The following is an 11,219-nucleotide window of genomic DNA, read 5'->3' on the forward strand; positions in this document are numbered from 1 at the left end:
GCTTACTACAGCTTCGTCGCCTGCGCCTCTTCGCCGAGCCAGGCTCGGAAGCTCTTCAGTGCAGGGCGTTCTGCCTTACCCTCAGGCACGATCAGGTAGTACGCCCGTGTGCTCGGAAAACTGCGTGGGCATGGGCTGATCAGGCTGCCAGCGGCCAGTTCTTGCTGGATCAGGAAGGGGGGGATCAGCGCCGCGCCCATGCGCTCTATTGCTGCCTGAGCGAGCATCGAGAACAGCTCCAGCCGCATGCCCCCCATGTCGTTGGTAGCGTGCACGCCAGCGGCGGCGAACCATTGTCGCCAGGCATACGGGCGGGTTGTCTGTTGCAGGAGGGGGAGTTCGGCGACTTCGTCCGGGCTCATCCGTGCTCGCACGCCTGCCATGTTCGGGCTGCACACCGGGACCGGATACTCGCGCATGAGGAAATGGGCCTCGGTGCCGGGCCAGCCAGCATCGCCGAAGTAGATCGCGGCGTCGAACTCGGTCTGATCGAACAGGAAGGGGCGGGTCTGCGTGTGCATGTTTACCAACACGTCGGGGTGCCTCTCCCTGAAACCGGCCAGGCGTGGCAGCAGCCAGCGTGTGGCAAAGGTTGGCACTACTGCGAGTTCGAGCAGGCTGCTGGCGCCGTGATTTGCCATTACGGCCAAGGTGTCGTGTTCGATCGCGTCGAGCCGGGGGCTGATCTGGCGGCTGTAGCTCAGTCCTGCCTCGGTGAGCTGGACGCCGCGCCGGGTGCGGCGGAACAGCGCTACGCCGAGAAAATCCTCGAGCGCGCCAATTTGGCGACAGATTGCGCTCTGCGTCAGTGCGAGCTCTTCTGCTGCTCGAGTGAAGCTCTCATGGCGTGCGGCGGCCTCGAAGGCGAGTAGTGCAGCGGTGCTGGGAATCTTCTTGCGCATGGTGGGGCTTGTCGGAATTCCGTAAACGCACAGGTTACTGCAGAAATATCGTTTGAGCTGTTCATACGGAGTTCATAGGATGCGAATCACGCACAGGCAGCCGCCTGCACGACCGATCGTACGAGGAGACACGACATGGCTTCGAACAAGGCTAGCTTCAACTGGGAAGATTCCCTGCTGCTCGACCTGCAGCTCACCGAGACCGAGCGCATGGTGCGCGACACCGCGCGTGCCTACAGCCAGGACAAGCTGCTGCCGCGCGTTCAGGAAGCCTTCCGCCATGAGAAGACCAATGCTGCGATCTTCCGCGAAATGGGCGAACTGGGCTTGCTCGGCGCCACCATTCCCGAGCAGTACGGCGGCGCCGGCCTCAACTACGTATGCTACGGCCTGATCGCGCGCGAGGTCGAGCGCGTCGATTCCGGTTACCGCTCGATGATGAGCGTGCAGAGCTCGCTGGTGATGGTGCCGATCAACGAGTTCGGCACCGAGGCGCAGAAGCAGAAGTACCTGCCCAAGCTCGCCGTCGGCGAGTGGATCGGTTGCTTCGGCCTCACCGAGCCGAACCACGGCTCCGATCCGGGCTCGATGATCACCCGCGCGCGCAAGGTCGACGGCGGCTTCAGCCTGTCGGGTAGCAAGATGTGGATCACCAACAGCCCGATCGCCGACGTCTTCGTCGTGTGGGCCAAGGACGACGAAGGCCAGATCCGGGGCTTCATCCTCGAGAAGGGCTGGAAGGGACTCACCGCGCCCGCCATCCACGGCAAGGTCGGTTTGCGAGCCTCGATCACCGGCGAGATCGTCATGGACGAGGTCTTCGTACCGGACGAGAACGCATTCCCCACCGTGCGCGGCCTCAAGGGGCCGTTCACCTGCCTGAACTCGGCGCGCTTCGGCATCGCCTGGGGTGCGCTCGGCGCTGCCGAGGCCTGCTACGAGACCGCCCGCCAGTACACGATGGACCGCAACCAGTTCGGCCGTCCGCTCGCCGCCAACCAGCTCATCCAGAAGAAGCTCGCCGACATGCTCACCGAGATCACCCTCGGTCTGCAGGCGGTGCTGCGCGTGGGTCGCATGAAGGACGAGGGCATCGCCCCGGTCGAGATCACCTCGATCATTAAGCGCAACTCCTGCGGCAAGGCGCTCGACATCGCCCGCACCGCGCGCGACATGCTCGGCGGCAACGGCATCTCGGACGAATACTGCGTCGCCCGCCACCTGGTGAACCTGGAGGTGGTGAACACCTACGAGGGCACCCACGACGTCCATGCCCTGATCCTCGGTCGCGCCATCACTGGCATCGCCGCGTTCAGCAATTAAGTCCCCGGAGACCCCCGATGCCTGGCGCCCTTTCGCACATCCGCGTCCTAGACCTTTCGCGCATCCTGGCCGGTCCCTGGGCCGGGCAGATGCTCGCCGACCTCGGCGCGGACGTCATCAAGGTGGAGCGCCCCGGCGCCGGCGATGACACCCGCGGCTGGGGGCCGCCCTGGCTCAAGGACGAGCAGGGCGCCGACACCAATGTGGCGGCGTACTACCTGTGCGCCAACCGCAACAAGCGCTCGATCACCATCGACATAACCCAGGCCGAGGGCCAGGCGCTGGTGCGCCGGCTCGCCGCCGAATCCGACGTGGTGCTGGAGAACTTCAAGGTCGGCGGCCTCGCGCAGTACGGCCTCGACTACGACAGCCTGAAGGCGGTCAATCCGCGCCTGGTGTATTGCTCGATCACCGGCTTCGGCCAGGACGGGCCGTATGCGCCGCGCGCCGGCTACGACTTCCTGATACAGGGGCTGGGCGGGCTGATGAGCATCACCGGCCGGCCCGACGGCGAGGAGGGCGGCGGCCCGATGAAGGTGGGCGTGGCGCTCACCGACATTCTCACCGGCCTGTACGCCACCAACGCGGTGCTCGCCGCGCTGGCCTGGCGCGACAAGAGCGGCGAGGGCCAGTACATCGACATGGCGCTGCTCGACGTGCAGGTTGCCTGCCTCGCCAACCAGGCGGGCAACCACCTCGCCACCGGGCAGAGCCCGCAGCGGCTGGGCAATGCGCACCCCAACATCGTGCCCTACCAGGACTTCCCCACCGCCGACGGCTACATGATCCTTGCCATCGGCAACGACGGGCAGTTCGCGCGCTTCTGCGCGGCCGCCGGCGCGCCACAGCTCGCAAGCGACGAACGCTTCGCCACCAACCGCGCCCGCGTCGTCAATCGCGCCACGCTGATCCCGCTGCTGAAGAAGCTCACCGTCGAGCGCAGCACCGCGGATTGGATCGCCAGGCTCGAGGCGCTCGCCGTGCCCTGCGGTCCGATCAATACCCTGGCTGACGTCTTCGCCGATCCGCAGGTGCAGGCGCGCGGGATGAAGGTGGCGATGTCGCATCCGGTCGCCGGCCAGGTGCCGCTGGTGGCCAGCCCGATGAAGCTCTCGGCTACGCCGGTGGATTACCGCCTGCCGCCGCCGATGCTGGGCGAGCAAACCGACGAGATCCTCGCCGCCACGCTCGGCCTCGACGCCGCGGCGATCGCCCGCCTGCGCGCGGACGGCGTCGTCTGAAGCGGCAGGAGAACGCTCGAGGCGAACACAAGGAGGCGGCGGGAAGACCCTCGTATCGGTCAAGCGCGTGATTGATTACGACGTCAAGGCCCGCGCTCAGAGGCTTCCGGCCGGTAACAGGCCGTGGATGAGCCGCACCAGCTTGAGTGCGGGCGCTTCGATCTGCTCCACCGGCACCGCGGCGAAGCCGAGGTTCATGCCCGGACGCCTGTTCGCAGGGTCGATCGAATACAGGGATAGAGGGCGCATCACCACGCCCTCGCGCAGCGCCTGGGTAGCCAGCTGCACGTCGTCGAGCGGGCGCTCGAAGCGCACCGGGATGTGCAGGCCGGCGAGGCCGCCGGCGGGCGTGGCGATGCCGGCCAGGTGGCGCTCCAGCACCGCGATGAGGCGGTCGCGGCGCTCCTCGTAGATGCCACGCATGCGGCGGATGTGCGCGGTGAAATGGCCGCCGTCCATGAACTCGGCCAGCGCCGCCTGCTCCAGCATGCGGCCCTCGCGGTAGAGCTCGGCGTTGCCGATGGTGAAGGCCTCGACGAGATCTTCCGGCACCACCAGATAGGCCAGGCGCAGGCCGGGATACATGACCTTGCTGAAGGTGCCGACGTAGATCACCCGCTGTGCCGCCGATAGGCCGAAAAGTGAGGCCACCGGGTGGTCGTGGTAGCGGATCTCGTTGTCGTAGTCGTCCTCGATGATCCAGATACGGTTCTTCTCGGCGTATTCGAGCAGTCGCAGCCGGCGTTCGAGCGACATCACCGCCCCCGTCGGATACTGGCTCGACGGTGATACGAAGATCAGGCGCGGCGGATGGTCCCAGTCGGCTTCCTGCGGGTTGATGCCCTGAGCATCGACCGGCACCGGGTGGATGGCCAGATCGCAGGCGGACAGCACGTTGCGCGCCCCCCAGTAGCCCGGATCCTCCATCCAGGCCACGTCGCCGACGTCGGCGAGCATGCGTGCGCACAGGTCGAGCGCCTGGTGCGAGCCGTTCAGGATCAGGACCTGCTCCGGCCTGCACGACATCATCCGGGTTACACGCAGGTATTCGGCAAGCACCCGCTTCAGCGGTCCGTAGCCGCCATAGCCGTACTGCGCCAGGTGGCGCTGCTCGAGCCGCATCTGCTTTGCAACCAGCCTGCGCCAGGTGGCGAAGGGGAAGTGGGTGACATCCGGGAAGCCGGGCATGAATGCGCCCGCCTGCACCCGGCTCGACAACGCATTGGCACCGATCCGGCCGCCTCTTCGGGACAAACCCTCGTTGCGTGTGCCGACCATTCGCCGTGGTTTTTGCTGCGGTGCAGTGGCGGCTACTGCGTCGGAAACAAAGGTGCCCGAGCCTACCCGGCTGTCCAGGTAGCCCTCGACGATGAGCTGGTCGTACACCCGCACCACGGTGTTCCGCCCGAGGCCCAGGTCCGCCGCCAGCGTGCGCGTGGGCGGCAGCGCGGTGCCGGGGGCGAGCCGGCGCGCGATGATGGCCTCGCGGATGGCGAGGTAGAGGCGTGCGCGGGCGCTGGAGGAGGGGGCCTGCTCTCCGTAGGCCTGGACGATGAGCTCGCAGCTGAGTCGGCAATCCATTGCGGTGCAGCAAAAATTGGTTCTATCGAAGTATAAGCAATTGGATCAGGCTTGGGCCAATCCGTGGCCTAGGATTCGATCGCCAGAACGCACGGCGCCCCTTTCAGGAGATGGAGACAGATGGAAGCGGTCCATAACAGCCAGGCACCCCACGTCAGCTTTCGCAACGTTCAGAAGACCTACGACGGCGAAACCCTGATCGTCCGGGACCTCAATCTCGACATTCGCCGCGGCGAGTTCCTCACCCTGCTCGGGCCGTCCGGCTCGGGCAAGACCACCTGCCTGATGATGCTGGCCGGCTTCGAGACGCCCACTGGCGGCGAGATTCGTCTCGATGACGAAGTCATCAATCGTGTGCCGCCCTACCGTCGCAACATCGGCATGGTGTTCCAGAACTATGCGCTGTTTCCTCACATGACGGTGGCCGACAACCTGCGTTTTCCGCTGCGGGTGCGCAAGCTGGCGGCCAACGAGGTCGAGGCGCGGGTGAAGCGCGCGCTCGGTATGGTGCAGCTCGATGCCTTCGGCAACCGTTATCCGCAGCAGCTCTCGGGTGGCCAGCAGCAGCGCATCGCGCTCGCCCGCGCACTCGTGTTCGATCCGCAACTGGTACTGATGGACGAGCCGCTCGGCGCGCTCGACAAGAACCTGCGCGAGCGCATGCAGCTCGAGATCAAGCACATCCAGCAGAAACTCGGCATCACCGTGGTTTTCGTCACCCACGACCAGAGCGAGGCGCTGACCATGTCGGACCGCATTGCCGTGTTCAACCACGGCGTGATCCAGCAGATCGATGCCCCCGAGGCGCTGTACGAGTACCCGACGAACTCCTTCGTTGCCGACTTCATCGGCGAGAACAACGCGCTCGACGGCACCGTGGTGGCCGTGGCGGGCGAAGAGTGCGACGTGCGCCTCGACTGCGGCACGGTGCTGCGCGCGCGCACTGGCAATGTCGGTGCCGGTGGCCGCGCCCGCATCGCGGTGCGTCCGGAGCGCGTACAGCTCGCCGGCGAGGGCGCCAACCGGCTCGACGCCACCGTCCGCGAGCTGATCTACCTCGGCGACCAGATTCGCCTGCGCGTAGAACTCGCTGGCAAGCACGAATTCACCATCAAGGCGCCGATCTCGGAGTTCGACCGCTCGCTGCGTCCCGGCGATGCGATCCGTGTCGGGCTCGACCCGGCGCACACCCGCGCGCTCGACGTGCCCGCCGCGCACTGACACGGCCGCTACCCACCGCCGCCGTATCCGCTATCCCGGCCGCCCGCCGGCCCTTACCCGCAACATCGACAAAACCAGAACCGGAGACACACCATGAAGCTCGTCGCATCCATCCTTCGCGCCGCCGTCCTTGTCGCCCTCGGTGGCGCCGTTGGCTCCGCATCGGCCGACATCACCGTCATCTCCTTCGGTGGCGCCTCGCAGAAGGCTCAGGACAAGGCCTACTACGCGCCTTTTGCCAAGGCCAGCGGGGTCAAGGTCGTCGCCGGCGAATACAACGGCGAGCAGGCCAAGGTGAAGGCCATGGTCGAGGCGGGCAACGTGACCTGGGACGTGCTCGAGGTCGAGTCGCCCGAGTTGGTGCGCGGCTGCGAGGAAGGGCTGTTCGAGAAGATCGACTTCGCGCAGGTGGGCGACAAGGCCGATTTCGTGCCGGCGGCGGTCAATGAATGCGGCGTCGGCATCTTCGTGTGGTCGACCGCGCTTGCCTACAACGCAGACCGCCTCAAGGAGGCGCCGCAGTCCTGGGCCGACTTCTGGAACGTGGATAAATTCCCCGGCAAGCGCGGCCTGCGCAAGGGCGCGAAGTACACCCTCGAATTCGCCCTGCTCGCCGATGGCGTGCCGACCACTGATGTGTACAAGGTGCTCGCCACCCCCGCCGGCGTCGACCGCGCCTTCGCCAAGCTCGACACGCTCAAGGCGAACATCCAGTGGTGGGAGGCCGGCGCGCAGCCGCCGCAGTTGCTCGCCTCGGGCGACCTGGTCATGAGCGCCGCCTACAACGGCCGCATCTCCGCTGCGCAGGTCGAGGGCAAGAACCTGAAGGTGGTGTGGAACGGCAGCATCTACGACGTCGATTCGTGGACCATCCCCAAGGGCTCGCCGAATAAGGCCGAGGCGCTCAAGTTCATCCGCTTCGCCAGCCAGCCGGAGAACCAGGCGGTGTTCTCGGGCGAGATCGCCTATGGCCCGGTCAACCTCAAGGCGGTCTCGGCGATCGACGCCAAAGTCGCCGCTGGTCTGCCGACCTCGCCCGAGAACATGAAGGGCGCAATGCCGACCGACACCGAGTTCTGGGTCGAGCACGGCGAGAACCTCGAGCAGCGCTTCAACGCCTGGGCCGCGCGCTGAACGCTGCCTGTGCCGCCGCGGGCGTCCGGTCCGCGGTGGTGGCCGCGATGCGCGGCCACCGTCTCCATCTGACCGAGTGGACAAGTCCATGAGCACTGCCGTCGACACCTCCGCTGCCGTAACCTTGCCCGCCGAGGGCGACGGTACGCCGTTGAAGAAGCGCCTGCGCCGGGCCGAGCGCCGCCGCAACCTGCTCTTCGGCGCCCTTATCCTGCCGCTCGCGCTGGTCGTTCTGGTGGCCTTCATCTGGCCGATCGGCTCGCTGCTGACGATCGGCGTCGCCAACCCTGAGATCCACGACAACCTGCCGCGCACACTCGCCGTGCTCAAGGACTGGGACGGACGCACGCCGCCGGCCGAGCCCGCGTTCCGTGCGCTCGCTGACGAGCTCGCCGCGGCCAAGGGCTCACCGGCGATTGCCGCGATCGCCAAGCGCCTGAACCGCGAGAATGCGGGCTACCGTAGCCTGATCATGAAGACTGCGCGCAAGCTGCCGCTCGATGGCGCCGTGCCGGCTCGCGAGGCGCTGATCGCGGTCGACGCGCAGTGGGGCGAACTCGCCACTTGGCAGGCGATCCACCGCGCCGGCGGCGCGCTGACACCCTTCTACCTGCTCGCCGCGATCGACCGCGTGATCGACGCCGACGGCAACATCGTCACCGCGCCGGATGACGAGCGCATCTATGTGGACGTGCTGCTGCGTACCTTCTGGATGAGCCTGATCGTCACCGTGTGCTGCCTGACGCTCGGCTTTCCGGTGGCCTACCTGATGGCCAGTTTGTCCACCCGCCACAGCAACATGCTGATGATCTTCGTGCTGCTGCCGTTCTGGACCTCGGTGCTGGTGCGCGTGGCGGCCTGGATTGTGCTGCTGCAGAACGAGGGCCTGGTGAACCGCCTGCTGATGTGGCTGGGCCTCACCGACAGTCCGCTCCAGCTCCTCTTCAACCGTTTCGGCGTGTATGTGGCGATGGTCCACATCCTGCTGCCCTTCATGGTGCTGCCGCTGTACTCGGTGATGAAGGGCATCTCGCCGGTGTACATGCGCGCAGCGCTCTCGCTCGGCTGTCCGCCCTTCCGCAGCTTCTGGAAAATCTACTTCCCGCAGACCCTGCCCGGCATCGGCGCCGGCGGCCTGCTGGTGTTCATCATGTGCATGGGCTACTACATCACGCCCGCGCTGCTCGGTGGCCCGAAGGAGCAGATGCTGAGCTACTTCATCGCTTTCTACACCAACCAGACGATCAACTGGGGCATGGCGGCCGCGCTCTCCGCGGTGCTGCTGGCGGCGACCCTGCTGCTGTACATGGTCTATGCCCGCTACCTCGGGCCGACCCGGGTCAAGTACATGAAGGCACGCTGAGGACGACGACGATGCTGCAACCCTACGCTTCGCCCGTGGAACGGGCATGGTATTACGGCATGCGCGGGCTGGTCGGGCTGATCCTGGCCTTCCTGTTCCTGCCCATCCTGGTCATCGTGCCGCTGTCCTTCAACGCCGACAGCTTTCTGATGTACCCGATGTCGGGCTTCTCGCTGCGCTGGTACGAAGAGTTCGCAACCTCGCCGGCCTGGCGTCGGGCGCTGATGAACAGCCTGATCGTGTCGCCGCTCGCCACCCTGCTGGCGATGGTGCTCGGCACGCTGGCCTCGATCGGCCTGGTGCGCGCCGAGTTTCCCGGCAAGGCCCTGCTTACCGCGGTGCTGATCTCGCCGATGGTGGTGCCGGTGGTGGTGATCGGGGTGGCGATGTACATCTTCTTTGCCCCGCTCGGACTTACCGGCAGCTACACCGGCCTGGTGCTGGCGCATGCCATCCTCGGCGTGCCCTTCGTCGTCACCACGGTGACGGCGACGCTGCAGGGCTTCGACTTCAACCTGGTGCGTGCGGCCTCCAGCCTCGGCGCCAACCCGATCACCACCTTCTTCCGCGTCACCCTGCCGATGGTCGCACCCGGGATCATCTCGGGCGGCCTGTTTGCCTTCGCCACCTCCTTCGACGAGGTCGTGGTGACGCTCTTCCTCGCCAGCCCCGAACAGGCGACGCTGCCGCGCCAGATGTTCGCCGGTATCCGCGAGAACATCAGCCCGACCATCGCCGCGGTCGCGACCATCCTGATCGTGCTGTCGACGCTGATGCTAATGACCCTCGAATGGCTGCGCCGGCGTGCCGAGCGCATGCGCGGCGCGCGCCGCTGAGCCCCCTGTATCGACTCGAAGACACCGAAGTACTCCCCCGACTACTCGACGGAACCCGACCATGAGCCTGAACCTGAAAGATCCCGACCTCCTCCGCACCCGCTGCTACATCGATGGGCAGTGGATCGACGCCGACGACGGCGCTACCGTGAGCATCAGCAACCCGGCCACGGGCGAGATGCTCGGCACTATCCCGCGCATGGGCGAGGCCGAGACGCGGCGTGCCATCGAGGCCGCCAATGCGGCGTGGCCGGCGTGGCGCGCGCTGACCGCCGGGGGGCGCGCGAAGATCCTGCGGCGCTGGTTCGAACTCATCCTCGCCAACCAGGAAGACCTCGCCGTGCTGATGACTTGCGAGCAGGGTAAGCCGCTCGCCGAGGCGCGCGGCGAGGTGCTCTACGCCGCCTCCTTCATCGAGTGGTTCGCAGAGGAAGGCAAGCGTATCTACGGCGACGTGATCCCCGGTCACCAGCCCGACAAGCGCATCGTCGTGACCAAGGAGCCGATTGGCGTGTGCGCGGCGATCACGCCGTGGAACTTCCCGGCGGCGATGATCACGCGCAAGGCCGGTCCTGCGCTCGCGGCCGGGTGCACGATGGTGCTCAAGCCCGCGACGCAGACGCCGTACTCGGCGCTCGCGCTGGCGGTGCTCGCCGAGCGCGCCGGGATTCCCAAGGGTGTGTTCAGCGTGGTCACCGGCGGCGCGGCCGAGATCGGCGGCGAGCTCACCGCCAACCCGATCGTGCGCAAGCTCACCTTCACCGGCTCCACCGAGATCGGCGTCAAGCTGATGTCGCAGTGCGCGCCTAGCATCAAGAAGCTCTCGCTCGAGCTCGGCGGCAACGCCCCCTTCATCGTGTTCGACGACGCAGACCTCGACGCCGCAGTCGAGGGCGCGCTCGCCTCCAAGTACCGCAACACCGGACAGACCTGCGTGTGCGCCAACCGCCTGCTCGTGCAGGACGGCGTTTATGACGCCTTCGCCGCCAAGCTCGCCGCCGCGGTGGCGCGCCTGAAGGTGGGCAACGGCCTGGCCGAGGGCAGCACTCAGGGCCCGCTGATCGACATGAAAGCGGTGGCCAAGGTCGAGGAGCACATCGCCGATGCGGTGGAGAAGGGCGCGCGCGTGCTCGCCGGCGGCAAGCGCCACGCGCTCGGGGGCAGCTTCTTCGAGCCCACCATCCTGGTCGATGTGACCCCGGCGATGAAGGTGGCGCGCGAGGAGACCTTCGGCCCGGTGGCACCGCTTTTCCGCTTCAAGGATGAGGCCGAGGCGATCCGCATGGCCAACGACACCGAGTTCGGCCTGGCCGCGTACTTCTACGCAAGCTCCATGAGCCGCGTGTGGCGGGTCGGGGAGGCGCTCGAGTACGGCATCGTCGGCATCAACACAGGGATCATCTCGACCGAGGTCGCGCCCTTCGGCGGCATGAAGTCCTCCGGGCTCGGCCGCGAAGGTTCCAAGTACGGCATCGAGGACTACCTCGAGGTCAAGTATCTGTGCATGGGCGGCGTGCAATGAGCCGTCGCCACCCCAACCGAATCGACAGGAGAAACCCATGAACGCCCACACCCCCCCCCCCGGCCTGCACAACGCCGACTTCATGGCCCCCCGGGC

General features: G+C 66.7%; 9 protein-coding genes. 7 read left to right on the plus strand and 2 right to left on the minus strand.

Annotated features, from left to right (window positions below; all coding sequences use genetic code 11):
- Positions 1–5: 5 nt before the first annotated feature.
- A complete protein-coding gene (locus tag B447_RS19280) occupies positions 6–902 on the minus strand; it encodes a LysR family transcriptional regulator (RefSeq protein ID WP_002944540.1) in 897 nt (298 codons plus the stop codon).
- A gap of 135 nt (positions 903–1,037) precedes the next feature.
- On the opposite strand from B447_RS19280, the gene B447_RS19285 reads away from it, so the two are divergent.
- Together B447_RS19285 and B447_RS19290 are read left to right on the plus strand one after the other, a co-directional pair.
- Positions 1,038–2,225 carry an acyl-CoA dehydrogenase gene (locus B447_RS19285; protein WP_002944542.1) on the plus strand — a complete coding sequence of 396 codons (1,188 nt, stop codon included), beginning with the start codon at positions 1,038–1,040 and terminating at the stop codon, positions 2,223–2,225.
- 17 nt (positions 2,226–2,242) lie between these two features.
- Positions 2,243–3,466, plus strand: a complete 1,224-nt coding sequence (locus tag B447_RS19290) for a CaiB/BaiF CoA transferase family protein (RefSeq protein ID WP_002944545.1) — start codon at positions 2,243–2,245, stop codon at positions 3,464–3,466.
- A gap of 96 nt (positions 3,467–3,562) precedes the next feature.
- On the opposite strand, the gene pdxR is transcribed toward B447_RS19290, so the two are convergent.
- The gene (pdxR, locus tag B447_RS19295) at positions 3,563–5,047 is read right to left on the minus strand and encodes a MocR-like pyridoxine biosynthesis transcription factor PdxR (RefSeq protein WP_002944547.1); all 1,485 of its coding nucleotides are present in this window, start codon (positions 5,045–5,047) and stop codon (positions 3,563–3,565) included.
- Positions 5,048–5,167: 120 nt separating this feature from the next.
- On the opposite strand from pdxR, the gene B447_RS19300 reads away from it, so the two are divergent.
- The 5 genes from B447_RS19300 (at position 5,168) to gabD (ending at position 11,123) form a co-directional block, all read left to right on the plus strand.
- On the plus strand, positions 5,168–6,268 hold the full coding sequence (locus B447_RS19300) for an ABC transporter ATP-binding protein (protein WP_002944549.1): 1,101 nt from the start codon (positions 5,168–5,170) through the stop codon (positions 6,266–6,268).
- 93 nt (positions 6,269–6,361) lie between these two features.
- Positions 6,362–7,402: an ABC transporter substrate-binding protein gene (locus tag B447_RS19305; RefSeq protein WP_002944553.1), complete on the plus strand. Its 1,041-nt coding sequence runs from the start codon at positions 6,362–6,364 to the stop codon at positions 7,400–7,402.
- 88 nt (positions 7,403–7,490) lie between these two features.
- Positions 7,491–8,765 carry an ABC transporter permease gene (locus B447_RS19310; protein WP_002944556.1) on the plus strand — a complete coding sequence of 425 codons (1,275 nt, stop codon included), beginning with the start codon at positions 7,491–7,493 and terminating at the stop codon, positions 8,763–8,765.
- A gap of 11 nt (positions 8,766–8,776) precedes the next feature.
- Positions 8,777–9,601 carry an ABC transporter permease gene (locus B447_RS19315; protein ID WP_002944558.1) on the plus strand — a complete coding sequence of 275 codons (825 nt, stop codon included), beginning with the start codon at positions 8,777–8,779 and terminating at the stop codon, positions 9,599–9,601.
- Between the two features lie 61 nt (positions 9,602–9,662).
- Positions 9,663–11,123 (plus strand): NADP-dependent succinate-semialdehyde dehydrogenase, encoded by a 1,461-nt coding sequence (gene gabD, locus B447_RS19320; protein WP_002944561.1) that lies wholly within the window; start codon positions 9,663–9,665, stop codon positions 11,121–11,123.
- The last annotated feature ends 96 nt before the right edge of the window (positions 11,124–11,219 follow it).

This window comes from Thauera sp. 27 (genome assembly GCF_000310125.2).
In the GTDB taxonomy this organism is placed as follows: domain Bacteria; phylum Pseudomonadota; class Gammaproteobacteria; order Burkholderiales; family Rhodocyclaceae; genus Thauera; species Thauera mechernichensis.

What these genes read in the sequence shown, in the direction of transcription:
- B447_RS19280 (WP_002944540.1), bottom strand. Translation starts at nt 902, where the DNA reads ATGCGCAAGAAGATTCCCAGCACCGCTGCACTACTCGCCTTCGAGGCC.
- B447_RS19285 (WP_002944542.1), top strand. Translation starts at nt 1,038, where the DNA reads ATGGCTTCGAACAAGGCTAGCTTCAACTGGGAAGATTCCCTGCTGCTC.
- B447_RS19290 (WP_002944545.1), top strand. Translation starts at nt 2,243, where the DNA reads ATGCCTGGCGCCCTTTCGCACATCCGCGTCCTAGACCTTTCGCGCATC.
- pdxR (WP_002944547.1), bottom strand. Translation starts at nt 5,047, where the DNA reads ATGGATTGCCGACTCAGCTGCGAGCTCATCGTCCAGGCCTACGGAGAG.
- B447_RS19300 (WP_002944549.1), top strand. Translation starts at nt 5,168, where the DNA reads ATGGAAGCGGTCCATAACAGCCAGGCACCCCACGTCAGCTTTCGCAAC.
- B447_RS19305 (WP_002944553.1), top strand. Translation starts at nt 6,362, where the DNA reads ATGAAGCTCGTCGCATCCATCCTTCGCGCCGCCGTCCTTGTCGCCCTC.
- B447_RS19310 (WP_002944556.1), top strand. Translation starts at nt 7,491, where the DNA reads ATGAGCACTGCCGTCGACACCTCCGCTGCCGTAACCTTGCCCGCCGAG.
- B447_RS19315 (WP_002944558.1), top strand. Translation starts at nt 8,777, where the DNA reads ATGCTGCAACCCTACGCTTCGCCCGTGGAACGGGCATGGTATTACGGC.
- gabD (WP_002944561.1), top strand. Translation starts at nt 9,663, where the DNA reads ATGAGCCTGAACCTGAAAGATCCCGACCTCCTCCGCACCCGCTGCTAC.